This is a genomic window from Pseudoalteromonas sp. APC 3893, assembly GCF_030408095.1.
Lineage (GTDB): Bacteria > Pseudomonadota > Gammaproteobacteria > Enterobacterales > Alteromonadaceae > Pseudoalteromonas.
Genome location: NZ_JASDCD010000012.1, coordinates 41,768 through 67,767, shown reverse-complemented (window position 1 = coordinate 67,767; position 26,000 = coordinate 41,768). Strand labels below are relative to the sequence as shown.

General features: G+C 40.1%; 16 protein-coding genes. 7 read left to right on the top strand and 9 right to left on the bottom strand.

Annotated elements, in window-relative coordinates; all coding sequences use genetic code 11:
• Window positions 1-28 precede the first annotated feature (28 nt).
• Both QMA12_RS14025 and QMA12_RS14020 read right to left on the bottom strand, forming a co-directional pair.
• Window positions 29-2,347: a PEGA domain-containing protein gene (locus QMA12_RS14025; protein WP_290210384.1), complete on the bottom strand. Its 2,319-nt coding sequence runs from the start codon at window positions 2,345-2,347 to the stop codon at window positions 29-31.
• A gap of 9 nt (window positions 2,348-2,356) precedes the next feature.
• A complete protein-coding gene (locus tag QMA12_RS14020) occupies window positions 2,357-3,709 on the bottom strand; it encodes a glycerophosphodiester phosphodiesterase family protein (RefSeq protein ID WP_290210383.1) in 1,353 nt (450 codons plus the stop codon).
• Between the two features lie 225 nt (window positions 3,710-3,934).
• On the opposite strand from QMA12_RS14020, the gene dgt reads away from it, so the two are divergent.
• Together dgt and QMA12_RS14010 are read left to right on the top strand one after the other, a co-directional pair.
• Window positions 3,935-5,398, top strand: coding sequence for a dGTPase (dgt, locus tag QMA12_RS14015; RefSeq protein WP_087533592.1), 1,464 nt, complete (start codon window positions 3,935-3,937; stop codon window positions 5,396-5,398).
• 62 nt (window positions 5,399-5,460) lie between these two features.
• Entirely contained in the window at window positions 5,461-6,954 is a 1,494-nt protein-coding gene (locus tag QMA12_RS14010) for a hypothetical protein (protein ID WP_290210382.1), read from the top strand.
• A 645-nt stretch (window positions 6,955-7,599) separates the two neighbouring features.
• Here the strand turns inward: QMA12_RS14010 and QMA12_RS14005 are convergent.
• From QMA12_RS14005 to QMA12_RS13985, 5 genes are all read right to left on the bottom strand, one after another.
• Window positions 7,600-8,265 carry a class I SAM-dependent methyltransferase gene (locus tag QMA12_RS14005; RefSeq protein WP_290210381.1) on the bottom strand — a complete coding sequence of 222 codons (666 nt, stop codon included), beginning with the start codon at window positions 8,263-8,265 and terminating at the stop codon, window positions 7,600-7,602.
• Between the two features lie 12 nt (window positions 8,266-8,277).
• Window positions 8,278-11,928 carry an AAA family ATPase gene (locus tag QMA12_RS14000; protein ID WP_290210380.1) on the bottom strand — a complete coding sequence of 1,217 codons (3,651 nt, stop codon included), beginning with the start codon at window positions 11,926-11,928 and terminating at the stop codon, window positions 8,278-8,280.
• Entirely contained in the window at window positions 11,925-13,172 is a 1,248-nt protein-coding gene (locus tag QMA12_RS13995; RefSeq protein ID WP_290210379.1) for an exonuclease SbcCD subunit D C-terminal domain-containing protein, read from the bottom strand. Before QMA12_RS13995 ends, QMA12_RS14000 begins: the two co-directional genes overlap by 4 nt.
• A gap of 75 nt (window positions 13,173-13,247) precedes the next feature.
• Window positions 13,248-13,487 carry a hypothetical protein gene (locus tag QMA12_RS13990; protein ID WP_087533587.1) on the bottom strand — a complete coding sequence of 80 codons (240 nt, stop codon included), beginning with the start codon at window positions 13,485-13,487 and terminating at the stop codon, window positions 13,248-13,250.
• A 130-nt stretch (window positions 13,488-13,617) separates the two neighbouring features.
• Window positions 13,618-13,860 (bottom strand): hypothetical protein, encoded by a 243-nt coding sequence (locus QMA12_RS13985; RefSeq protein WP_087533586.1) that lies wholly within the window; start codon window positions 13,858-13,860, stop codon window positions 13,618-13,620.
• A gap of 202 nt (window positions 13,861-14,062) precedes the next feature.
• On the opposite strand from QMA12_RS13985, the gene QMA12_RS13980 reads away from it, so the two are divergent.
• The 4 genes from QMA12_RS13980 (at window position 14,063) to QMA12_RS13965 (ending at window position 18,674) form a co-directional block, all read left to right on the top strand.
• A complete protein-coding gene (locus QMA12_RS13980) occupies window positions 14,063-16,501 on the top strand; it encodes a M1 family metallopeptidase (RefSeq protein WP_087533585.1) in 2,439 nt (812 codons plus the stop codon).
• The gene (locus QMA12_RS13975) at window positions 16,501-17,013 is read left to right on the top strand and encodes a DUF6702 family protein (RefSeq protein WP_087533584.1); all 513 of its coding nucleotides are present in this window, start codon (window positions 16,501-16,503) and stop codon (window positions 17,011-17,013) included. The genes QMA12_RS13980 and QMA12_RS13975 overlap by 1 nt, the downstream gene beginning before the upstream one ends.
• Before the next feature lie 152 nt (window positions 17,014-17,165).
• Complete coding sequence (locus QMA12_RS13970; RefSeq protein ID WP_087533583.1) at window positions 17,166-17,789, top strand: HAD family hydrolase; 624 nt, start codon at window positions 17,166-17,168, stop codon at window positions 17,787-17,789.
• Between the two features lie 153 nt (window positions 17,790-17,942).
• Window positions 17,943-18,674: a YebC/PmpR family DNA-binding transcriptional regulator gene (locus QMA12_RS13965; RefSeq protein ID WP_290210378.1), complete on the top strand. Its 732-nt coding sequence runs from the start codon at window positions 17,943-17,945 to the stop codon at window positions 18,672-18,674.
• Window positions 18,675-18,945: 271 nt separating this feature from the next.
• Here the strand turns inward: QMA12_RS13965 and QMA12_RS13960 are convergent, their stop codons facing one another.
• The gene (locus QMA12_RS13960; protein WP_087533581.1) at window positions 18,946-21,132 is read right to left on the bottom strand and encodes a malate synthase G; all 2,187 of its coding nucleotides are present in this window, start codon (window positions 21,130-21,132) and stop codon (window positions 18,946-18,948) included.
• A 240-nt stretch (window positions 21,133-21,372) separates the two neighbouring features.
• On the opposite strand from QMA12_RS13960, the gene QMA12_RS13955 reads away from it, so the two are divergent.
• Window positions 21,373-22,974 carry an isocitrate lyase gene (locus QMA12_RS13955; RefSeq protein ID WP_087533580.1) on the top strand — a complete coding sequence of 534 codons (1,602 nt, stop codon included), beginning with the start codon at window positions 21,373-21,375 and terminating at the stop codon, window positions 22,972-22,974.
• A gap of 745 nt (window positions 22,975-23,719) precedes the next feature.
• Here the strand turns inward: QMA12_RS13955 and QMA12_RS13950 are convergent.
• Window positions 23,720-25,744, bottom strand: a complete 2,025-nt coding sequence (locus QMA12_RS13950; RefSeq protein ID WP_290210377.1) for a S9 family peptidase — start codon at window positions 25,742-25,744, stop codon at window positions 23,720-23,722.
• Between the last annotated feature and the right edge of the window lie 256 nt (window positions 25,745-26,000).

Here is a 26,000-nt window from a genome sequence, read left to right as displayed (position 1 = left end):
CAATGCTGTATTTTAATTCCATGTGAATTTACTGACGAGTTAGAGCGATATTTAAGTTTTGTTCACCGGCATCTAGTTGATGCCATCTGCGATATGTCTTGTAGCCCGGCGCAGACACTTGAATATCATAACTACCAGATTTAAGAATCATTCCCTGTTTATATTTAGGGCCAATATTCATAATGCGTACAGTAAAGTTTGTGGCATTACTTTGCACTGTTAGTTTTGTTTTTTGTGCAACCACATAGTTGCGTTTTTGCTGCTGTTTAGCGCTTAAATTTGTAGCGTCATGACGCAAAATATCTACTTTTGCTAAGGCATGGCTTAGTGGACTGAATTGTTGGTACAGATGGAAATGTTCTTCAAATTTCAATCCTAGTGGATGTAATAAAGGTTGGGCATGTAAAGTCCAACGAATGGCATAGCTAAATGCGGGGTTGCTCGATTCATCGACTTTTTCTAAAAAGTAATTAACGGGGCTTTGTGTATCCTTAGTAAAGCTATTTGAGACAAACATAACAGGCACAATTAAGATAATTGCTGGCATTAATAGCTTGTTTAACAGCGCTATAACTGAAAACCCTTGTTTAGTTTGGGCTGGTATAATGAGCTGCCATAGTTTGAGCGGTAACTTGCTAAATGTTAAGCAAATTAAAAACAGTGATAACGACATTGAAATAGGCGGAATTACGACAGAGCGTAATGCTTGTTTGCCATATTGCGCATATTCACCACCATCCGCAAATTTACCTTGTGAACCAGTTAGCATCGTCATGTATTTGTCTGCTCGTTTAGCTACATTTGGGTCAAGTACATGCTCCTTAAAGTTTTTTTTATTCCAATCTGCGCGAATACCTTTAACATATAAGTCGCCCATTCGATCTGCGATTCTAGCCTGAATTTGTGGATCTAATTGAAATTGAACCCAGCTTAAGTTGGGCTCAAGTGATAACTTACGCTGAGCCATTTCTTGGCGCCATGAGGCGTTAGCTTGCGCTGTTACTTTAGTATGTACGGCGGCTGCAAATGTAGAACGTTGCGCAATACTCCAATTATCAGGTAATTGGAGCCCTTTACTTTTAAAGTGAGAGCGTAGCTTTTTAGCTGTCGTTTCATGGCTTCTAAACACCATTAAATCGTCTATTGTAAAAGGGTAGCCCGTCTCTTTCTCAAACATATTATGAAAATTAGGGTGCTGTAAAAAACGCACTTGATAATGATCCGGGTCGTCGGTGTATTTATAACGTTTGTCTTTTAACCCGCCATCACCTCCAGTGGCTAAACTGGCCGCTTGTAGTGCTGTATAAACACCGCCAGTTAACACTCCCATCAATATGCTTCCTGCGGCATTTTCAGTCGCTGATATACTTTCAACAATGAGCCAATAATCAGGCTCAATATAGCCTAAGCCAGCCTTCAATATGTTGCTTCTATAATCAGCACTTGCACGTTCATAGCAACGGTTACGACGATCTTTCTCACTGCTTTTATCATAACGGTCTGAGCACTTATTGATACGCTCGTGGTAATCATATATTTTGGGACCGTATTTTTGTGCTCGTGCCGACGCCTTTGCAATATGGGCTTTTTGAGCTTTTTGGTATTGCCCCCAACCATCATTGATTTCTTGTTCTACTTGTTGCCAATACCCTTGCTCACGCTCATCGATAGTGGCTAATGTATGGTTATATTTTTTACTGCCCTTGGCATATGATTTATATTTTTCTACGAGCTCATCATAGAGCTGACTGTAATCGTGGTAATGTTTATCGAAGTCTTGGTATGCTTTTTTTTGTACAAAGGCCGCAATAATTTTGCGTTTGTCTTGTTCAATATTGTCTGAAAGCGCTGCATCACTGTAGAGCAAGCCACCAAAGAGAGCGAGAAAGGTTAAGTTTTCTGAGCTTTTTAAATCAGCAGAGTCATAATCTAACCCATTCACCTTTATTGTATTCATCGCTAAGGCATCTCTAAGCGCTGCACTGTAAGTAGCAAATTGCCGTTGCTCTGCTGTCGAAGGCTCAATTAGCGTTTTTTCTATGACATATTTTTGGCCGTAGAATACAACAGGCCAAACTAAACATAACAGCGCGGCTAATGAAATCATCCCTCGGCCAAATTTAGCAACCCATGGTTTTGGTAAAAAATCAGCCAATAATAGCGATACACCGATTCCCGACACTGCCCGACCATAAATTTCTAGGTGTTCTAAGTCTTTGGCATCTGGTGTTCCTAAACCAACTAGCGACACTAATTGGGAATTAAATATTGCCTCAGGAATAAGGTATAAGGTAGCAAGTATGAGTAATAAATAGCGCCACCAAAATGGTTTTGTGTTTTTTTTCATTATTTAAGCTTATTGTTTTTTACGAAGCTCTAGTTCAATCACAGGGTCTGTTTCTAAACTAAAATCTTCGTCTGTTTCTCGATTACCAATGTCAAAGTTTGGCGCAGGTGTTGCTTGTTTTGTCTTCGGTGTATAAGACTGGGTTGATGTTGACTTAAGTTTATTACCAACCGCAGGATAGAGCTGATTGCGAGCATAACTTGCTAAATTATCTAAACGCTCTAAATCTAGGTCAATTGGCATGCTGGCAATTAATTTAGCGTCAATATCATCGGTGTAAACGGGCTTTACAGGCGGCAACTCAAATACAGAACAAAACCCGTAAACAGTGTCATCAATAATGACTGAATCTGGACGAAGCTGTTTAGGTTGCGCTAATAAACTCTTTTCGTGGTAATCATGGCCATTGATGGAGTAGGTGGCTAGAGAGATCCCTTGGCGTTGAGCTGTACGTTTTAACACTGTGGCTGATTGTTTGTAGTGGCGTATATCCAGTACATAACCAAAATTGCGTTTGAGCTGCTTTTTAAGTTTATCTAACTTTAAGGGATTGTCATAGCGAGTAACACGATGCCGACGGCTACCAAATGCCTGTATACTTTCAAGCTGTTCTTTATTACGCTCATAAATAGGATCGCTTCCTGCCCCTCTTTTTAAGTCCGCAGCTAGTTTTTGTAGTGAGGCTTTTGCGGGCGATTGAATATACGCTAAGTAAATATCTGGATTTATATCTCGCATTCGAATTAGATTACGCATCTCTAAGCTACTAAAAAAATAATTGCCAGTGCCAATATATTTGTGGGCTAAGTAATCGAGCATTTTTAAGTTATCGATACCAGCACGAGACTTTATTTCAATATTTATGCTTTGTCCGGGCTTACGTGCATGTGAAAAGGCAGAGGCTAAAGCATTAAATGATGGCGGTACGTTGCCGGTAAGCATTCCTGTTTCTTGGTCACGCTCTCGTAAATACCCCCACTCTTTTTCATAACGAATAGACTCTATTTTGCGTTGTTTATTGTCTGTAGTGCCTGTCTCTCGCCCGGTGCGTGCATCATGATGAACTACCCATACTTTATCACGCGTTACACGAACATCTATTTCAATCACGTCAAAATTATTGTCTATTGCATCAAGCACAGCGTTAATCGAGTTTTCTGGATACCTGATAGAACCACGATGGCTTTGTAATTGAAAGTTATTGCACTGGCGTTGCCCTGTGTAATTTATGTTGCCAATACTGGTTTCATAAAACCCTCTAGCAGCCAATACTTTAGCACGGGCTTCTAATGCTTTAACTTCAGTTGTTGTGAGGGGCTGAGCTTGCTCTGAGGGCGTGCTCTGACAAGCCGTCAAAAGCACACAACTAATGAGTGTGTGTATTAAAAGGCACTGCCTAAAGAGAGTTTTTTGCGTCATGCATGTATAAAGCCGTAAAAAGGCTGTCCTTATATGAATAGAAAAGTAATCAAAATGAATAATATATTAACGAGTGGGTAAGATTAAAGTAATAACTCAAATAAATTCAAATATTTTAATTTATGATACAAGCTGTTAGATTAAAACTATGTAAAAAAAGGAACTGCTATGATCGACTTTCGAAAAAAAATAACGCCTGCACGTGAGCTGCGCTCGACTGCTAATTTACACACGGCGCTGGAAAGCGATCGAGGCCGAATAATTAATAGCGCGGCAATCCGTCGATTACAACAAAAAACCCAAGTATTTCCGTTAGAACGCAATGCAGCTGTGCGTTCAAGACTCACTCACTCTCTTGAAGTGCAACAAGTTGGTCGGTTTATTGTACAGCGTATATTTCATTATTTAACGCAGCAACAGCAACGAGAGTTTGGGCTAATCGATTTAGAACGGCCACTTGAAAGCCTGGTTGAAATGGCCTGTTTGATGCACGATATAGGCAACCCACCGTTCGGGCACTTTGGTGAAGCAGCAATTAACCAATGGTTTCAAACTCACCTTGATAGTATTACTCCAGAACGTTGCAAAACTCCCAATACTGGAATTAGCGTTATTTTTAAGCATTTACGCGATGATATTCAAAACTTTGAAGGGAATGCCCAAGGGATCAGAATCGTTCATTCATTATTGTCACTTAATTTAACCTATAGCCAAACGGCTGGAATTTTAAAATATACGCGCCCTGCAAGTATGGCAATGTGTGATACCCCAAAAGATAAACACTATTTAATGAAAAAGGTTGGGTATTACTTTAGTGAAAAACCATTTATTGAAGCCTTACAAAATGAACTTGAGATCAATCAATATTGCCGTCATCCAGCCAGTTATATCATGGAGGCTGCTGATGACATTTCCTATTGTTTAGCTGATATAGAAGACGCTGTTGAAAAAGATATTATAAGTGTGGAATCGTTATGCGAAAAATTAAAACAGCAATACAAACGCACGCTAATAAATTTAACAATTGATGATACTGAACACTTAAACTTTGCAGAAAAAGCCATTGATTATGCTTATAGCAAAGCAAGTGAGCAGCCTTATAACTTTAATAGTGAATTTTTTATTTATTTAAGAGTTTCGCTAATGCATCCTCTTGTGAATCATGCGGCTAAACGCTTTATTGAACATATTGATACAATTTATCATGGTGATTTTAATCAGGCGTTACTAGAAGATAACAGCTATCTGCACGCAGTAACTAAAACTTTAAAGCAGGTCGCCTTAGAGCATGTATTTTGTCATCAAGAAGTAGGGAAACTAGAGCTGCAAGGCTATCGTATAATTACAGGATTGCTTGATTGTTACAAACCATTATTAGCGCTCAATAGTGATGCATTTAAACGAGTGATAAAAGGTGATCCGCAGTTTTTAATTGAATCAAGGTTAATTAAAAAACTATCTAAAAAACATTTAAACAGTTACCAAAAAGCCATTGATAATTTAACTGGCGAGCCAGATCATTATTCAGCCTATGAGTTTTATTTTCGTTGCCGATTAATTCAAGATTACATTAGCGGCATGACAGATCAATTTGCTTATGACGAATACCGCTCGTTAATGGTGATTGAGTAGATTAATTTTCATAGTGATATTACACTAAAGTCACTGTGTTATATCTGTGATGTAAATTAATAATGGCTTTAGTTACTCGACTTTTTTTATTCGCTCTTTGTATTTGTAGTTTTAGTAGCGCTGCAAAATACAGTGAAGCTATGTGTATTTTGTATAAACAACAAATGCAGCAATACAGTGACGACAAAAGTAGTCGTAGTTATCGTAATGCGAAACGTGATTTTGACAAAAATTGCAGTAATCCACCTGTGGGAAAAAACACACAGCAGCTATTAAATCAGCCTGAAAAAACTCTCAGTAACGAGTCTGAAAATATTCAAACAGAATCGGCACTCAATATTGAGTCACTAACAAACACTGTAAACCCCCTTGACACTGTCGCTCAAGATGAAGAGCTAAAACGCAAACAAACTGATAAACCTGTAGAGCTTGAAAAACTAGATATAACACAGGAAGTTGCTGAGCCGGCTCAATTGCCTGATCAGGAGGTTGCTCAGCCGCAAGTTGCTGCTAATACTCAGCTACAACAAGGCAGCATTGAGCCAGTCGCAGCTGAGGAAAAAATCACTGCACCGGCGAAAAAGTTTGTGGCGCCACCCGTTGTGCCTGTAGAAGAGTCAACATCTTTAATGACCCCTCTTTTAATTATTGTTCTGGTATTGTTAATAGCGGGCTTGGTGCTATACAAGTTGCGTATGAGAAAGCAAACGAATGAGCTAAGTAGTGCTGAGGTAAAGGCTACGCCACCTGAAATAAAGCCTAACAAAAAGGTTGATAAACCGCTTATAAAACCAACGTCTGTGCCTGAGCAAAATCTACAAAATGATGAGGTTGCTGTTGCAGCTAAAAGAACGGATGTTGCTGATACTGACACTGTTAAAGCAACACAGGAAAGTATAAATAATGACTTTGCTAAACCTACTTTCAAAAGTGAGCATAACTTTAAAGAGCCTGAAGTACGTACTTTCGACCCCAACGCGCCTTTACCTGGTCAAAAACCACAGGTTGAGGCCTATGTAACACATAAAGAGCCTACGGATGCGGATGAGCTTTGTTTAATACAAAATCCGACTGGGCCAAGTGAAGTAGACAGCACAAAGTTAGAGATTGATATTAAAGTTCAGTTAGAAGCTGAAAGTGAATCAGATAAATCGTCACTAAACCGCAGCAGTGAGCCGTCAACGACTCAAGCAGACGAGCTCTCAGTATCACAATCTGAGCCTAATGAAACCCAGCCTGCCGAGTCAGCAGAAAAACTAGCCGATGATGAAAATGAAATTGTCAAAGCGCTATCTGCACTTAATAATGAATTAGAAGCGGAGAAAAATACGGATAACAAAAAAATTTCAGAGGCAGCTGATGAGTTACATAATACAAGTTCCACTCAACAGCAAGGGGCATCTAAAAACCCATTTTCTAATTTATCTTTAGATCCAACTTGGGATCCTAATTCGACAGAAAAACCAAAGATAGAACCCAAAAAGAAAGCACCAAAATCAGCACAGTTAATAGCCGCAGAAGAGCGGGCTAAACAATTAAAAACGGATGATCAGTAATCAAAGTAGATACGCTGGTTAGGCTGTTAGTTTGGCTGAACCAGCAAGGCTTCATCGTTTTAACCTCAATTCTCAATATATTTCATTTGTGTAAACTTGGTTTGTTGCCAGCAAAAGTACACTTGCAATAAGGCAATCAATAATGCCCCCTACAGCTATTATTATAATGGCTCTTTTACTAAGTAATGGATTTGTTTGAGCTCGTAACATTGCTCCATTTAGTACCAGTTGTATAGTGATCTCAAAGACAGAAGATTGCTGTTGGGTTGTTTAGTGAGCTGTAAACAATGAAGGAACGGTGGGTTAGGCTTTGCCTTAACATTTTAAACATAATTATCAATTAGTGACACCACCCGATGAAAAGACCTTAATTGTCGAAGTCGTTATCACGGATATTTGTTTATCGGCACCTGTTGCAAGTAGCCGGTGTAGTTTTCAAGCCAGTGGATTAAGCTGGTAAAGGTATCAGCGAAGGCTGCAGGTAGTGGACAAACGAAGGACAAATGGAATGAAAAACTAAAATCTTTAATGTTTGTGAGGGATGTTAAAACCATCGCCCTCTAGTTGGGTAAATGGTTTTAAAAATGCTTTAATGCAGACTTAATAAGAGTAATTGATAATGCAATAAGCGACTTTCTATATTGATTAACGCTTATGTGTTACATAACCACTAAACCCAAGTGCTTTAAAATACAGCTTCCCAACACTAAAGCGAGTTTCATCGAGCAAATCAGCCAAGCGGATTCTATCAAGCGGATAAAACTCGTGTTCAAAGTTATGCTTCATACGCTCTACCCCGATGTCTGTTAAGCCCAGTTGTTGACATAAGCTAAATTGTGCATCACGCTCAAAACTGGTTTCTGGGCGCATTAAGTCAGCTAAATATAGGTTACTTTGCGGCTTTAATTGTTTAGCTATCGCCTTGAACATGTCTTTTTTATCGCCATTATCTGGTAAGAAATGCATTACAAACAGGCACAATGCAGCATCCACAGCCTCATTTAACTCAGTAATATCCCCAGCGTGTACATTTACTCTTTCACTAATACCTAAATCAGAAAACCGCTGTTGACCAATATTCAGCATATCGGTTGAAATATCTTGCGCAGTAAAACGCCATGTTGAATTGATTTTAGCAAGCTCAGCAATCTCTTTACCTGTGCCTGAACCTACCACTAAAATATGTGCGTTATCGCCCAAAGTTGCACTTAACTGCGCGGCTGTTGTGCTGTGCAGTAAATCATAACCAGGAATTAACCGAGTGATACGAGAATCGTATTCACTGGCTTCTTCTTGTGTAAATGTTGGCATAGTCTAGTTCCTTTAAATTATAGAAATAGTTGAATACCCGCCAGGTTTTTTTGCTACATGAACCTGGTTTGCAACGCGTTCAGTCATTTGCGATACATGGGATATTACGCCCACTTTTCGCCCTTGTGCTTGTAATGAATCTAGTGTATCCATCGCAATACTGAGTGTTTCACTGTCTAACGTACCAAACCCTTCATCAATAAACAAAGAGTTAATACTAACTTTGTTTGATGACAATGATGCTAGGCCTAATGCTAAAGCAAGCGATACTAAAAATGACTCTCCTCCAGAGAGCGTATTAACAGAGCGTTGTTCATCGGCCATATCACGGTCGATAATTGCAATATCAAGTGTCTGAGATATCGATGTTAGTTCGTAGCGTTTATTGAGCGTGGTTAAGTGGCTATTAGCGTAATGCAGCAGTATTTTTAAGGTTTGTATTTGCGCTAAGTTGCGCATTTTTTTACCTTCTTTATCTCCGATTACCTTATTCAATAGATGCCATTGTTCGAGTTGTTTTTGTAACGTATTAAGCTCGTTTTGTTTAGTGTGCAATGCTTTAGCGTTTTGATGGTGTTGCTCAAGCACGGTATTTGTTTCAAGCTGGGTTTTATGCAGTGCAGTTTGTGCTTGTGTGAGGTCAGTTAATTGCGTTAATAGTGCCTGCTCTGTTTGTGCTGGTTTATTGCTATTTTGATGTTGTGTGTTGGTATTTTGTTGCTGTTTTAGCACAGCATTTGCATCTACTAAGGCTTGGGTTAATTGTTCATGTTGTTTTAACTGAGCTTTGATTTCATCGTTACTTATAGTTAGTAAAAATGTGATCTGTTCTTCAGTTGCCTCATTATATTGACGTTTAAAATCAGCAAACCACAGCTTATACCGCTCATCTAGTTTCGTTTGCTCTTGGTTATTCTCAAGTAGGCGTTGCTGGTAATTTTTAACTGTTATTGCTTGTTCATCACGTTGCTTAACGGCGTTATCATGAGCTTGCTGGCTTTGGGTAAGGTGTGCTTGGCATTGTTCGAGTTGCGCGGTCAGGTTTGCTTGGTATTGATCTGCGCTTATTTGTTGATTATTAAATAGTTCAAGACGCTCTGATTGCACGCTATTGTGTTGTTGTTCTAGTTTAGTTAACTCATCATTTAAGGCTGCTAACGTGCTTTGAGAATGACTAATAAGCGGCGTAAGGTGTTGTATTTTTTGTTCTGTGCTCTCAAGGTGTTTCTGATTTTGCTCAAGCTGCTGTTGGGTTTGTTGGTAATGCTCAACCTGCTGATTTAAATCAGTGAGATCGAGGGATTGGTTTTGCAGTTGTTGCCAAAATTCAGTGTCAGCAAATTGCGTGTTTAAGCTTGCTGTCAGCTCAGTTAATTGTTCACTTAGCTCACTGTGTTTGTGACCAAGCTGACCATGTTGATAGGTTAAATCAGCATGTTTGCTGCGTATCTGTTGTTCGGTTTCTTGCTCTGTTTGAAGTATATTTTGCAACTGCTTTAGCTTTTCTTGCATAGTGCGCTGTTGTTTTTGCAGCTCAAAACTTTGGGCTTTTTGCTCACTTAATTGCTGGTAACGAGTGTCTAATTGCTCACTCGTTAAGTCATTAAGCTCACTGCGCATACCTTGCATGGTGTTTTTTATTTCTTGCTGTTTAGCTTTGGCATTGTCTATAGCTTGCCCCAGCTGCGCGTGCTTAGAGGCTAAAACAGCGTGCTGGGTTTGCTGTTCATGAAGTTGTGTTTGTATTAATTCATAATGTTGTTTTGCATTTGTATAATCGCTTTCAAAGTCGGCTATTAAACTAGTGAACTGAGGATTTTGATCAGCAGCAAAAGGGTGCTCTGTGGCGCCACAAACAAGACAGGGCTCGTTGGGTGCAAGTTGGCTACGTAAGTGCTCTACACTTTCACTTGCGCGAAGTCGTGCTTTATTAAGGGCATCTTCAGTGTGTTTTAATGTTTGCTGTGAATTGAGCAATTGCTGCTTTAGAGCCGCTTCGCTCTGCTCGCTTTCTTTGAGCTTTATTGCGGTATCGCTTTGCTGCTGAGCACTGTGTTTGATTTCAATATTAAATTGCTTGTAGTGCCCACGTTGTTCTCTTAAATAATCAATATTTTTAATTTGCGCGTCACAGTGTGCCTCATTCAATTGGTCTTGCTGCGTATTGAGTTGAGTTAATGTGGAGTGCTCATTTTGCAGTAACTGCTGGCTATCTGCTACTTTGGCCGTTTGTACTGCGAGTTGCTCAGTATAATTTGCCAGTTCTGCAGCTATTTTTTTCTGTTGCTCTTTGCCGGTATTTAATTGCTGGGTAATGCTTATAAAGTGTTTAAAATTGTGTTGGTAATATGTCCAGTCACTGGCTAGTGGTTTTAGCTGGTGATGCTGAGTTAACCAGCTCTGCAGTTCTTTTTTAAGCTTTTCTGCATCATTATAACTGGTTTGACTCTGTTTTAGTTGTTGCTGTGTATCTGTTAATTGGCTTTGTTCTTTGGTTATTTGTTGGCTGGTACTCGTTTTACTTTGGCTAAACATAGCTATTTGATTATCGAGCTCGCGGGCTTTAGCAATGACTGGTTCAGCTGTTTGCTTGTTTTGCTTAGCGTTGTGTAGAGCATCACTATATTTTTGTAGCGCCTGGTTTAGGTCAATTATAATAGCAGTGTGATCGGTACCGTTTAAATCACGGATTTTATTTTCCAAGTCATCATTTTGGCTGATTATATTAGCAACTCGGTTGCGGTTGTCTTTGATCTCTAACGCGCTTTGCGCTTGTTTTGCTTGTTCGCTCTGCTGTGCAATGGCGCTAACTGCATCACTGGCCTGTTTTTGTTGTTGCACTGCTTGCTGTAAGTTTTGCGCTAAGGTATTCGCCTGTTTAAACCAATTAACGCCTTGCTCAGCTAAAGTAAGGTCTTTTTTATTTTGCTCTATTTGTTGATGTATCTCTGCCAATTGCGTGGTTTTATCCGCCAACGCTTCGTCACTGAGCAATGTATAGCTGGCAAGGCTGGCTTTTAATAACTCTAGTTTATCTTTTTGTTCTTTATGGCGCTCAAATACACGCTTACCGATAAGGCTAAATTTATCAGTCCCTGTCAAGCACTCTAGTAGCTGGGCACGTTCATCGCCGGTGGCTTTTAAAAAGGCGGCAAACTCATGTTGAGCTAATAATACGGCACGCGAGAACTGCTCAAAGCTCAGCCCTATTTTTCTTTCTACTTCTTTTATTGCTTGGCTTTTATCTGCAATTAAAGTTTCATCAGGTAATGTGTATAAGCTGTGTTCGGCGGTTTTTAATTTACCGGTTAGTTTTTTATGTGCTCGTTGAATGGCATATCGTGCGCGATAAGCCTGTTTATCTTGGCCAATAAAGTCAACTTCAGCAAAACCTTGCCATTTACCTCTGCGCAATAAATTACGTGGGTCATTTAGTTTTATACTGTCGCCATTAAAATCGATTAAATTTCCTTTGTCGCCTCTCAACCTAGCTGTTTTAGTGTAAAGCGCTAAACAAATTGCATCTAAAATTGTACTCTTGCCGGCGCCTGTGTCGCCCGTTATGGCAAACAAGCCTGCGTCTTTTAAAGGTGCTTTTGTAAAGTCTATTTCAGCATCAACAATTGAGGCTAAGTTATTTATGCGTACTGCGGTTATTTTCATAGTTGTTCTTGCTCCGTCAGCTCGCTTATTACTTCGTTTAATAAACTTTTTAGCTCTTTAGGTACGTTTTGACCCGCCATGTCTTTATCGTTTGCAAATGCTTGCTCTAATAAATTAATAGGGTTGAGCATTTCTACTTGATTTAAATCGTCAAAGACTCTCTCATTTGAGTGAGTAGGACTGTTCTCACGCACCCGCTCAATGCCGCAAAAGCGTATATTTTTACCTTCTAGTGCTTGTTCAATTTGTTCTCTAAAGGTGGTATCAGTGTCACTTGATTTAAGCTTTACCCTTAAATAAGGAGCAACGGTATGAGTTGTGGTGTCTAAATCTTTAATTTGCTCACATAGTTGAGCTAATGGTACGCATTCTCCTTTTGGCAAAACGATGACCTCAGCAGAACGTGGAATGTAAAGGGGCTTTACAGTCGTTGAGATAGGTTGCTTTTGTGTATGCGCAAATTCAATGATATTTACTTGGTGAGTGTAATTACGCTCTGAGAAAGACATTGGCATTGGCGTACCACTGTAGCGTATTGCATCAGATTTAGCGACTATTTGTGCTTTGTGCAAATGACCAAGTGCCACGTAATCAGCCTGTTCGCTAAATACCTTTGCTGTAATGGCTTCTTCACCACCTATCACTAAGTTGCGTTCAGAGTCACTTGAAATATCGCCGCCCTTGGCATGCAAGTGCCCCATTACAATCAGAGGCGTGGTATCAGGTTTATCAATTAAGGCAAGCTCAGTGCTAAGTTTATATGCCTGTGCGACGCCTTGAGCGTAACTAGCGCCATCATTTGTGCCACTTAGCGTGCTAACGTCACTGGTGCGTAAAAATGGCATAGCGACAATATGGGCGCAGGTATCTTGATGGTTAATCTTAATCACCACATTTTCAGGTTGCTGCGCATCGAAGCGCCCTACTACATGGGTATCAAATTGTGCCAGCAGTGGCTGCGCCGCTAAAATACGATTAGCTGAGTCATGATTGCCCGCAATCAGCACGACTTGTAATGTTGGGCAGCGTTTTTTTACATCTTTGATGAACTGATAAAGTTGGTTCTCAGCGCTTGCTGCGGGTGTGGCGGTATGATAAATATCACCAGCAACGAGCAATAAATCGATTTTTTCAGTAACGAGCGTGTCAATCAGCCAAGCAAAAAATGCTTGATGTTCGCTGAACCTAGAATGTTCGTAGAATTGTTGGCCAAGGTGCCAATCTGAAGTATGTAAGACTTTCATGTCACGCTCTTAAAAAAGGTTAAGAGCGCCAATATACCCAAGCTAAAACAAGATGCAAGAGCTGGGCTTAAATCTTTATGAGCTTAAACTGTACCAAGCAAAAATAACAATTGGCAGAGCAAGCAAAGCCATCGTTAAAGGCACTTTTAAAGCACGAGTTTGTTTTGCATGAAGTGCTTTTAATGCGTTAGTTTCATTACACGCAGCTACCTTATCAATATAAAAGTAGCCTGAATCTAGGTACTGCTTACAACTTTGTTCGTTCGCTGGTATAGCAATTAGTTCTTGTTGTTTTTTTAGGATATAAAAATCCATACGCCCACCGTGTTTTTTTGCTTCGATTTAGAACACTTTTGAGAGAAATGCAGCGCGTTTGCTGTCTCTCAAATCAAAAAAGTGGGCGATTTTAAATACAAATGACAGTAAAGATCAACTAAAAAATTCACTATTTATCAATTAAAGAGTAAATACTTAAAATTATCGCTAAAAGTAGTAAACTTGTGCATAAAGCACGCCACTTTTTGCTGTTTTTCTGCTTTGTTGGGTGACGATTTAATGCGTCATTTTCGTCTCGCGCAGCAATCACTTCGACAAATTTGAAACCTTTATTTTTATACTCATTCAGGAGTGATTCTTTTGCTGGGATCGCAGCAATGCATTGATCTTTTTTTACGATGTAAAACTTCATGCTCGACTCCTTTTATAAAGCTAACTTTACTTTAGAATATGTTGATGAATTAAGCCTGAACTAGGTTGTAAACCCCCTTTACATTAAGAGCTGACGAATAACATATTCTTTACCTTATAAAATCGGTGCTTGGTCGCTATTTTATTGAATTTAGTCATCTGTTTTGCCAAAGTATTATCACGTAAATCTAACAGGATTAATTATGAAAAAGGCAGTTGTTACTTTAGGTGCTTTATTAGTGCCTTTGGCAATGTCGAGCGCGGTACTTGCTTCTTCGGTAGAGCAAACAAAAGGGTCATTCGTCGATAAGTTTCGCCAACTTGATGAAGCCTTACCAACACCAAATGTGTATCGAAGCGCGGCTGGTGAGCCCGGTGAAAAATATTGGCAGCAGCAAGTAAATTATGAAATTGATGCCAAACTCGATGAAAAAAACCGTCGTCTTAGCGCTAGTCAAATAATTGAATATAAAAATAATTCACCTCACACGTTGAAGTATTTATGGTTACAACTGGATCAAAATATTTTTAAAAGTGATTCAATAGCTGAGCGTACAGCAACATTTAATGCTGGTAAATTACAAGGTCGCCCTGATGCTAAGCCAACCAAGCTTAGTTTAGGACAATTGCGCCGCCAACAATTTATGAGTGATAACGAACTAGGTTTCACTATTGCTAATGTCAAAGACGACAGTGGCGATGAACTCAAAGTTACAATTGTAGATACCTTAATGCGTATCGACTTAAATGACCCTCTTAAACCTGGTCAAGACGTTGAGTTCAGTATGGACTTTGCCTTTAATATTGTTGAAGAAGATGCTGTAGGCGCTCGCTCTGGTTATGAGCATTTTGAAGAAGATGGAAACGATATCTTTTTGCTTGCACAGTGGTTTCCTCGTTTAGCGGCGTATACTGATTATGAAGCATGGACAAATAAAGCCTTTTTAGGCAGTGGTGAGTTTACACTCGAATTTGGTGATTACGATGTTGAATTAACAGTGCCTGCCGATCATATCGTATCGGCGACCGGCAAGCTTGATAACCCACGCTCTGTTCTAACTAGCACTCAGCGCAGTCGTTTAAAGGACGCTGAAAATGCTAAGCGCCCAGTTTTCATTGTGACTGAAGAAGAAGCGCTCGAGAACGAAAAAGAAGGCACGGATAAAACCAAAACATGGCACTTTAAAGCAGAAAATGTGCGTGATTTTGCATGGGCATCATCGCGTAAGTTTATGTGGGATGCAAAAGGTTATAACCAAGGTGGTGATGAGCAGCCATTAGTAATGGCTATGTCATTCTTCCCTAAAGAAGGTGGCGACTTATGGAAAAAATATTCAACTGAATCTGTGGTTCATACCATGGAAGTGTATTCACGTTTTTCATTTGATTACCCATATCCGGTAGCGCAATCAGTTAATGGCCCTGTCGGTGGCATGGAGTACCCGATGATCACGTTTAACGGCCCACGTACTGAGCTACAAGATGACGGAACTCGCACTTACTCGCAAGCTGAAAAGCGCTTTTTGATCGGTGTAGTAATCCATGAAGTAGGGCATATCTACTTCCCTATGATTGTTAACTCTGATGAACGTCAATGGACGTGGATGGATGAAGGTTTAAATAGCTTTTTAGATGGTGTTGCAGGACGCGAATGGGATCACACAATCCCATGGGGCGTTGAGCCACGTGACATTGTCGCTTATATGAAATCAGAAAACCAAGTGCCAGTAATGACCCAATCAGACAGCGTATTACGCTTAGGTCCTAATGCCTACACTAAGCCTGCAGCTGCACTTAATATTCTACGTGAAGTGATTTTAGGGCGTGATTTATTTGATTTTGCATTTAAAGAGTATGCCCAGCGTTGGAAGTATAAACGCCCTACTCCAGCAGACTTTTTCCGTACTATGGAAGAAGCATCAGGTGTTGATTTAGACTGGTTTTGGCGCGGGTGGTTCTACACGACAGACCATGTAGATATCTCATTAGATAAAGTTTATCAATTACAGCTAGATACTAAAAACCCTGATATCGACTTTAACCGTTTACGTGACATTGAAGCGGATAAACCAATGCCACTATTTGTTGAGCGCAACAGAGCTGAAGGTAAAAAGTTATGGGTTGAAGAAAACCCTGACGTCACAGACTTTTATGATGCGAATGATCGCTTTACAGTAACGAACAAAGAGCGTAACTCCTATAATAAGTTCTTAAAAGGCTTAGAGCCATGGGAACGAAAAGTGTTGGATCGTGCTTTAGAAGAAGATAAAAATTACTACGTGCTTGAGTTTTCAAACGTGGGCGGCTTAGTAATGCCTATTTTACTTGAACTGACTTACGAAGATGGCAGCAAAGAAGAGCAATATATTCCTGCTGAAATTTGGCGTCGTAATCATAAGCATGTGCAAAAGCTGATTATTACCGATAAAAATAAGCCTGTTGTGTCTGTATCTGTGGATCCTCGTTGGGAAACAGCAGACGTAGACGTTGAAAATAACAACTACCCTCGTCGTATTATTCCTTCACGTATTGAAGTTTACAAGCGTGAGAAGAGTAAAGCGAAAGTAAGTCGCGATATCATGCAAGATATTAAAACTGAGCTTAAAACAGACGATGATAAAGACGCTAAGGAGCAAAATTAATGCGCTTTTTGCTCATTTTTTTAGCTCTAATAATTGCTGCGCCTACTATGGCGCATCAATTAAAAGCATCGGTTACAACGGTTTTATTTAATAAGCGCACAAATAATATTGAGCTAATGCATAGGTTTTATTTGCACGACACAGAGCATGCGGTTGAGCATTTATTTCCTGGTGGCGCAGATATTATTAGTAATAAACAAGACCAACAACGGTTTGCGAATTACATAGAATCACATGTGGCATTGCAAACCTTAACTGGCGAGCCGCTTACGCTAAGTGAGGTTGGCGCGCAGGTTGATGGTAAGTTTTTTTGGGTTTACCAAGAAGCCCCTATTCCTAAAGGTATACAAGGAATAAGAATGAGTCATGGTGCACTTCGTGATCTTTGGCCTGCACAAGTCAATATGGTGAACGTTGAAGGTAAAGGCAAAGTTAAAACTTTGCACTTTACTCAAGATGACACCTGGCTAGAAGCACGCTTCGAACCAAAACAAGGGCAGGGCGCTCAGTAAGTATTTCTGTTCCCAACCAACGCGTACTGTAATTTTGTGCGCGTTTTTTTACAAAAAAAACATTCGCTGATCCTTTGCATATTTAGGCACGTAAACTATCTTAAAGTAAAGCGGGTGTAGCTATGAAAAAACAATCATATACAAGGAATGGTATGAACAGTCATCATGATAGCATAAAAGGTGTGATCTTTGATTTAGACGGTACTTTAGTTTCGTCTGAATTAGACTTTACCTTGATTAAAGCCCAGTTAGGTTGTCCTGACGAGCAGGATTTACTAAGCCATATTGCAGGATTACCCTCGCCGTACATGCGCGAGGAAGCAATGAATATAGTGCATCAGCATGAGCTAATAGATGCTCAACATGCAAGCTTACTACCTGGTGTAGCTAACACCGTTGCCCATTTAAAAAAGATAGGCATTCCAATGGCAATAGTGACCCGAAATTATGACCGTGCAGCTGCACTTAAGCTTAAAAATAATCCGTTACCCATTCAAACCGTTTTAACTCGCAGCGATGCACCACCAAAACCCGATCCAAGTGCTTTAAATGCAATTGCCACTTTATGGCAGTTAGAGCAGAGCAATTTGCTGTATGTAGGTGATTATCTTTATGATATTCAAGCGGCCCAAAATGCTAACATGCGTTCTTGTTTATATGCGCCGGATAAAGTTCCTGAATATGCAGAGCAAGCTGACTATATTTTGCATCATTTTAATGAACTTGCATTACTCGTTGACGAACTTGTCGACCAGAATACAGTGATACATAATTAGATATAATTATATTATGTTAAATTGGTTGTTTTTTGTTTTCCACTAATCCTTATCTTATTTACAGTCGTTTTATTATTCTAAGCTAGCTACTAGCTCAACTGTGTTGGAATTGGTAAAATATCACCTATACCGATTTTACAATAGAGGCACAAGATGGGCAGAGCATTTGAAGTCCGCAAAAGTTCTATGGCAAAAACTGCCAATGCGAAAACAAAAGTTAATTCTAAATACGGTAAAGAAATTTACGTTGTTGCTAAAAATGGTGAACCCGACCCAGAGGTTAACCAAGCTCTAAAGCGCATTATTGAGCGCGCTAAACGCGATCAAGTTCCAGCCCACGTTATTGACAACGCGATTAAAAAAGCCGCCGGTGGCGCAGGGGAAGACTATTCACCGGCTCGTTATGAAGGTTATGGCCCTGGTAACTGTATGGTTATTGTTGACTGTTTAACAGATAACCCAAATCGTACTATCAAAGATGTCCGCTTACCGTTTACTAAAACTGATTCAAAAATTGGTACTCCAGGTTGTGTAGCTCATATGTTTGATCACCTAGCTGTTCTTGGTTTTAGTGGTGATGATGACGAAGTGGTACTTGAAGCGCTGATGATGGCTGACGTGGATGTAACCGATGTAGAGGTTGAAGATGGAAAAGTATCTGTTTTTGCACCGCATACAGAGTATTACAAAGCTAAAACGGCACTAGAAGAAGCTTTTGAAGGCATTAATTTTGAAGTTGATGAAATTACCTTTGTACCGCAAGTACATGTAGATATAACTGATGAAGATGATATCGCTAATTTTGATAAGTTTATCAATATGCTAGAAGACTGCGATGATGTACAAAACGTTTATCACAACGCCACGGTTGTGAACGAAGGGTAGCAGCGAGAGTAAAGCTAGCGAGAGTAAAGTTAGCAAGAGTAAAGTTAGCGAGAGTAAAGTTAGCGAGAGCAAAGTTAGCTAGAATAAGTCTTGCGTAAGATTACGCCGTTGTTTTGAAAGCGCATTATTTTTAATGCACTTTTTTGGTTGCTGAATGTTAACCATTCATTGTAGTTATGAATAGGTAATAAAAAAGCCAGCCCTAAGGCTGGCTATGACACAAACAATCTTTATTATCGCTAACTCGCTAACTCGCTAACTCGCTAACTCGCTAACTCGCTAACTCGCTTTTATATTTAATACGAAACGCGTGAAGTAGTGGCTCTGTGTAGCCACTTGGTTGTGTAGTCCCTTCTAATACGAGTGCCAATGCTGCTTGATATGCAACACTATTTGCTAAGCTCTGCGGGGAATCGGCCATGTTTTTATAAGCCGGATCGTGGGCATTTTGACCATCAACCACCTTGGCCATTTTTGCCATTGTATTTTCAATTTGGGCTTGTGTACATACTCCGTGATGTAACCAGTTGGCCATATGTTGGCTCGATATCCGTAGTGTTGCCCGGTCTTCCATCAGACCTATGTGGTTAATATCAGGCACTTTTGAACACCCAATACCTTGGTCTATCCAGCGAACAACGTAGCCTAGAATCCCTTGTGCATTATTATCAAGCTCTGCTTGAATGTCTTCTTTAGTTAGTGTGCTAGGGTTTGCCATTAATGGCGGTGTAAGTAAATCACTTAAACTTGCCTGCATTCTTTCTGCAATAGCTTTTTGGCAGGCAAACACATCAATATCATGATAATGCATAGCATGTAAGGTTGCAGCGGTAGGGGAGGGCACCCAAGCAGTATTTGCACCTGATTGTGGATGTGCGATTTTTTGTTCCATCATTAATGCCATTTTGTCTGGCATCGGCCACATACCTTTACCTATTTGTGCGCGGCCACTTAACCCCGTTTGTAACCCAATATCTACGTTTCTATCTTCATAGGCACTGATCCAAGGCTGTTGTTTGATTGCAGCTTTAGGCAGTACAACGCCAGCTTGCATTGATGTATGTATTTCATCACCAGTACGGTCTAAAAAGCCTGTATTAATAAATACTACGCGCTCTTTAGCTGCTTCAATACATGCTTTTAAGTTTACTGAGGTACGGCGCTCTTCATCCATAATCCCCATTTTTATGGTGTTTTTAGGTAGATTTAATACTTCTTCAACACGTGTAAATAATGTATTTGTAAAAGTAACTTCTTCAGGACCATGCATTTTGGGTTTAACGATATTGATACTCGCCGCAGATGAATTTTTGATTGCACTTTTACCATTTAAATCATGTAATGCTGCCGTTGCGGTGATCATCGCATCCATTATACCTTCATAAACGTCCTGGCCATTGCTATCTTGCATTGCTGGGTTTGTCATCAAATGACCCACGTTACGCACAAACATCATACTACGGCCTTTTAAGGTTAGCTGCTCTCCACTGACAGTTGTAAAGCACCTATCAGGGTTAAGCGCACGCTCAACAAGCTTGCCGTCTTTCTCAAAAGACTCTACTAGATTGCCTTTCATCAGGCCTAACCAATTTTGGTAAACCAGCACTTTATCTTCAGCGTCTACAGCAGCAACGGAATCTTCGCAGTCCATAATGGTGGTCAATGCGGCTTCAAGTACGACGTCTTTTAATCCCGCTTTATCAGCCTTACCAATAGGGTGTTGATGATCTATTTGCAGTTCGATATGTAATCCATTATTTTTTAGTAAAATAGCGGTAGGATTTTGTGCTTCTCCAGTAAAACCAACAAGTTGCTCAGGCTGTTTTAGGCAGGTTTGTGAGCTGTCTCTTAGCGTTATAAGTAATTGACCATTAACTATTGAGTAATTGGTGCTTTCGATATGCGAGCCACTTACAAGCGGCAGCGATTTATCTAAAAACTGCCTTGCGAAAGCCATTACTTTAAAGCCACGAACAGGGTTGTACACTGCTCCTTTCTCTGCGCCATCTTCTTGTGATAATACATCGGTGCCATACAAGGCATCATAAAGCGAGCCCCAGCGTGCGTTTGCTGCATTAAGAGCAAAGCGTGCATTACTTACAGGCACAACGAGTTGCGGGCCTGCAGATTGGGCAATTTCGGGCTCAACGTTTTGGGTTTCAATTGTAAAATCATCTGGCGGCGACACTAAGTAACCAATATCTATGAGAAATTCCTGATATTGCTGAGCATTCCACTGCGTTTGAGTTTGATGATAATCATCAATTTTTTGCTGTAATACATCACGTTTGGCCAACAGCGCTTGGTTAGTTGGCGTTAAATCCTCAACGATTTTTGCAAAGCCTTGCCAGAATTGCTGTTCACTAACACCTGTGTCAGGTAGAAGCTGTTGATTAATAAAGTTGGCTAACTGCGCATCGACAGTTAAGCCAAATAAGCTGTGAGAAGAAGTTGTCATAGTTGCTATCCTTTAAACGGTCACGGTGCATAAAATTCTTATGTGTTAACCATAACGTAAAAAAACAAAGATGGATGCCTTTTACTCATTCATAAAATATATACCCAGCATAACAACTATAAATTTACTAAATCATAAAAATCCGCCTAATGTTGAATTAAGCGCTACGGAGCATAAGCCCCATAGTCTCTCTCACAACAAAATAAATATTTGCTTTAACCGTTCAAAGGATTTTTTATTATGAGTACTTATCAACATCACACAGACACATTAGCAACACTTTGCCAAACTCAAGGTAAAACGTGGCAAGCAATTAATCCTGAATATGCAAGCCGTATGCGTTTGCAAAATCGCTTTCGTACAGGGTTAGATATTGCCCAGTTTACTGCCGACACAATGCGTGAAGACATGGCCGCTTATGATGCAGATACGAGCCAATACACTCAATCACTTGGTTGTTGGCATGGTTTTACTGCACAACAAATGATGATGGCTATTAAGCGTCATCAAAAAACTACAAAGCGCAGTTATGTTTATTTAAGTGGTTGGATGGTGGCAGCACTTCGCTCTGAGTTCGGCCCATTACCTGACCAAAGTATGCACGAAAAAACCTCAGTACCAGCCTTAATTGAAGAAATTTATACTTTCTTAAAACAAGCCGATGCCCGTGAACTTGACCATTTATTTAAAGACTTAGATGCAGCTAAAGCAACTGGCGGTGATGTACAAGCGGTACTTGATAAAATAGATAATTTTGAAAGTCATGTGGTGCCGATCATCGCAGATATAGATGCTGGTTTTGGTAATGAAGAAGCAACATATTTACTGGCTAAAAAGATGATTGAAGCGGGTGCTTGTGCTATTCAAATCGAAAACCAGGTATCTGATGCTAAGCAGTGTGGTCACCAAGCAGGTAAGGTGACTGTGCCGCATGAAGATTTCTTAGCAAAAATAAATGCGGTGCGTTACGCGTTTTTAGAGTTGGGCATTGATAACGGGATTATTGTAGCGCGTACAGACTCCCTAGGCGCGAGCTTGACACAAAAAGTGCCTGTATCACAAACGCCTGGTGATTTGGCAAGTCAGTACAATGCATTTTTAGAAACTACGCCTATCAATGGTGTAGAGGACTTAAATGAAGGCGACACAGCTATGAAGCTGAACGGCCAATTATGTAAACCAACTCGTTTAGAAAATGGTCTTTACCAATTCCGTGAAGGCACTGAGAAAGACCGTGTAGTACTCGATTGTATTACCAGCTTGCAGTCGGGCGCTGACTTGCTATGGATAGAAACTGAAAAACCACATGTTAAACAAATTGCAGAGCTGGTAAATCGTGTTAAAGAGCAAGTACCAGACGCTAAGTTGGTTTATAACAACTCACCTTCATTTAACTGGACACTGAAGTTCCGTGAGCAAGTGTATCAAGAATGGCAAGAAGCAGGACGTGACCTATCAGCGTACCCGAGCCTTGACGATAATAAAGCTCTAATGGCACCTGAAATGGATGGTACTGAACTTGCTAAAGCAGCTGATCTTCTGGTGCAGAATTTCCAACGAGATGGCGCAAGAGAAGCGGGTATTTTCCATCACTTAATTACATTACCAACGTACCATACAGCTGCATTAAGCACGGATATCTTATCTGAGGGTTACTTTGGTGATTTAGGCATGCTGGCTTATGTACGAGACGTTCAACGTCAAGAAATTCGTCGCGAGCAGGCCTCGGTTAAGCACCAAGATCTAGCAGGGTCAAATATTGGTGATACGCACAAAGAATACTTCTCTGGTGAGAACGCTCTTAAAGCCGGTGGTGAAGCAAACACCATGAATCAATTTTAATATGATGTAGCAGCGATTAGATTCCTATCAACAATGTTACCAGGGCCGCAAGGCCCTTTTTTAATATGTCCGGATCAGTATTTAACTAAGTAACCTGAACTCTGGATAATAAATCTATCTCCAGCGGCTACTTTCAACGCTAACTGCGTTGAATTTACTTGCAATAGGCTAGCTATTGACGCGTAAATTCGCCTTGTTATCGCTAAAGGTCTCCGGCTGGAGACTAATAAGTATATTTGTGATTTAATATCAATACATTAGTACATCTCTTAACCAGAGTTCAGGTTAAGTGCAGATCAGTATTTAACTAGCCGCTACTTTTTAGCATTATTATAGATCAGAGTTTTATCAACTAAAGGCAGAAAGCCTATTTACACGTAAAATAGGGTTGTTATTTGATGTTATAGGTACGAAAAGTGATATTTAGTAGCGCTTTTAAGCATTGAGACAAAAATATAAACCGATTTTTTACTAACTCAAAGTTGTTACAAACCATTTTTTTACTAACTGAAACGCCATAAACATTGACTCAAACCGATTTTTTACTAACTCAACTAGCTGAAATTGCTATAAACCGAAATTTTACTAACTCAGCTTACCTACTAAGTCCGATATAAATATTGCTCAATGTGAATAAGCACTCACTTTTTGTAAAGGGGGTTTACAGTATATTGGCTACGAGCTACGAGCTACGAGCTACGAGTATCAGCAGAGTGCCTGTAGCCCGAAACTCGTAGCTTAAGCGTTATTTACTATGCTTATCAAACCACCACTGAATATAAGCAACTTTAGTCATTAAGTTTGAAGGGCGTTTGGTTATGCCATGTGATGCACCAGGGATACGCACCATTGCAGTATCGACACCTTGTAGTTTCAAAGCTTGATAGTATTGTTCAGTCTCTGAAATTGGCGTACGGTAATCGGCTTCACCTGTTAATAGCATGGTCGGGGTTTTTACGTTACCCACATAGCTTATTGGAGAACGTTTCATATAATGCTCAATGTGATCCCATGGTTTGCCAGGGAACCAGTAATCAGCAAAAAATGGGTAGTAATCAGCAGTTAGTACAAAACTGATCCAATTGATAACTGGTTTTGCCACAACCGCAGCAGCAAAGCGGTCAGTATGACCTACAACCCAAGCTGTTAATGTGCCACCGCCAGAGCCACCGGTAACAAATAACTTCGATTCATCAATAAAGCCTTTTGCTATTAATGCATCTACACCAGTCATTAAGTCATCAAAGTCATTGCTTGGGTAATTGTGATGAATTGTTTGTGCAAACTCCTTACCATACGAATCACTCCCACGCGGGTTCATATAAAGCACTACATTGCCCTTGGCGGCAAATAGTTGTACTTCAGGGCTAAAATGAGGGCCGTAATTGGCCACCGGTCCACCATGGATTTCAAGCACTAGTGGGTATTTTTTGGACTTATCAAAACCCGGTGGGTATGCAACCCAACCTTGTACAGCCAAACCATCATGACTTGATTTAACCCAAATCTCTTCAACTTTGGCTAGGCTCTTGTTAGCTAGTGCATCTTCATTTAACTGAGTTAATTGTTGAGTTTTACCGCGCTTTAAAAATGCGACATCGGCAGGGCGCTGAGTATTTGCCTGAGTAAATGCCACTTCGCCATCTTCGCTAACATCAAAATCACCACCCGAATATGGGCGGCCAAAGGCCACACTTCCTATGTTTTTAGTTAGAATCTTACGCTTACCGTTTCGTGGTTGATAGGCAAGCGTGGTTTGCCCCTCACTATCAAAAGCAAAGTAAAGGCCTTTTGAATCATCTGCCCATTTTATTTGTGAAACACTACGGTCTAAGTCGTCTGTCAGACTTTGTGTTTTCCCTGTTTTTAAGTCGCGAATATATAATTGCGCATTTTCATAATTGGTTTTTTTATCATCATACCCGGTATACGCCAAATAACGACCGTTGGGTGACACCATAGGTTGGCCATCTGGGCCTAGTCTATCGGTTATTTGAATGATCTCAGCAGATTGTAAATCCAGCTTGTAGATTTCAGAGTTGGTTTGCTTAAATAAGTAATCAGTATGACGATTGGCAGAAAAATATAAGCTGTCACCGTCTTTGCTAAAGCTGACAGGACCACCATGATCAAAGTCGCCAGAGCTCAGCTGATTAGCATTGCCGCCAGTGGCACTAATTTCAAATAGATGACGAAAACCCTTTTTAGTGTAGCCGCCACCATCAGCGCGGTAATAAACATCATCAATATACTTAGCAGGCTCAGCCCAATTAGCACCTTTTGGCTTGCCAGGTAAAGACACTGGGCTTGCGCTGGCAGCAGGGACAAACTGACTAAATACAAGTTTTTTACTATTCGGTGACCAAGTTAAATTACCAGGGCTTTGGGTTAAATTACTTATCTTAGCAACAGCGCCGGTATTCAACCATTTTACATAAATTTGGCTGCTACCGTCGCGAGTAGATATAAACGCTAAGCGAGTTTCATCGGGTGAAAGCACTGGCGAGTAATCCATGTGCACACCAGAGGTAAGCGGTTGCAGTTGTTTTGAACTACTATTTACCGACCAAATATTACTTACTTTACGGTCGCTTTTAATATCCATGCGGTTACGAACAAAATAAACCACATCACCATCAGCGGTCATTTCAATTTGGTTAGCATATTCAAGATCAAAAACATCTTCTAACTTTAAAGCATTATCAGCTTGAGCCGCGACGCCACAGAAGCTCACCGTAGCCAGCAGCGCAAGAGGAGAGAGTAATTTCATTTTTATTCCTTGTATTAAACAGCATTAATACTGTTATAAAGTAACAAAGATTAAAAATACAGCTGATTGCGATGAAAAGCAGGGCTAAAGCTCCTAGATGCTTTTAGTTAAGTTGATTTTGTGATGGATTATTTGATTAATAAAGGCGCTACCTTGGCTTTAATGCAAATGAAAACTATTATCCATTATAGGTGTTGTGATATAGTTTCAAATAAATATAGCCACACTCAAAGCTCTTTGCAATGAGCGCAGTTAG

Bases quoted from the DNA above. Each gene is read 5' to 3' on its own strand.
- QMA12_RS14025 (WP_290210384.1), bottom strand. From the start codon at position 2,347: ATGAAAAAAAACACAAAACCATTTTGGTGGCGCTATTTATTACTCATA.
- dgt (WP_087533592.1), top strand. From the start codon at position 3,935: ATGATCGACTTTCGAAAAAAAATAACGCCTGCACGTGAGCTGCGCTCG.
- QMA12_RS14010 (WP_290210382.1), top strand. From the start codon at position 5,461: ATGGCTTTAGTTACTCGACTTTTTTTATTCGCTCTTTGTATTTGTAGT.
- QMA12_RS14005 (WP_290210381.1), bottom strand. From the start codon at position 8,265: ATGCCAACATTTACACAAGAAGAAGCCAGTGAATACGATTCTCGTATC.
- QMA12_RS14000 (WP_290210380.1), bottom strand. From the start codon at position 11,928: ATGAAAATAACCGCAGTACGCATAAATAACTTAGCCTCAATTGTTGAT.
- QMA12_RS13995 (WP_290210379.1), bottom strand. From the start codon at position 13,172: ATGAAAGTCTTACATACTTCAGATTGGCACCTTGGCCAACAATTCTAC.
- QMA12_RS13990 (WP_087533587.1), bottom strand. From the start codon at position 13,487: ATGGATTTTTATATCCTAAAAAAACAACAAGAACTAATTGCTATACCA.
- QMA12_RS13985 (WP_087533586.1), bottom strand. From the start codon at position 13,860: ATGAAGTTTTACATCGTAAAAAAAGATCAATGCATTGCTGCGATCCCA.
- QMA12_RS13980 (WP_087533585.1), top strand. From the start codon at position 14,063: ATGAAAAAGGCAGTTGTTACTTTAGGTGCTTTATTAGTGCCTTTGGCA.
- QMA12_RS13975 (WP_087533584.1), top strand. From the start codon at position 16,501: ATGCGCTTTTTGCTCATTTTTTTAGCTCTAATAATTGCTGCGCCTACT.
- QMA12_RS13970 (WP_087533583.1), top strand. From the start codon at position 17,166: ATGAACAGTCATCATGATAGCATAAAAGGTGTGATCTTTGATTTAGAC.
- QMA12_RS13965 (WP_290210378.1), top strand. From the start codon at position 17,943: ATGGGCAGAGCATTTGAAGTCCGCAAAAGTTCTATGGCAAAAACTGCC.
- QMA12_RS13960 (WP_087533581.1), bottom strand. From the start codon at position 21,132: ATGACAACTTCTTCTCACAGCTTATTTGGCTTAACTGTCGATGCGCAG.
- QMA12_RS13955 (WP_087533580.1), top strand. From the start codon at position 21,373: ATGAGTACTTATCAACATCACACAGACACATTAGCAACACTTTGCCAA.
- QMA12_RS13950 (WP_290210377.1), bottom strand. From the start codon at position 25,744: ATGAAATTACTCTCTCCTCTTGCGCTGCTGGCTACGGTGAGCTTCTGT.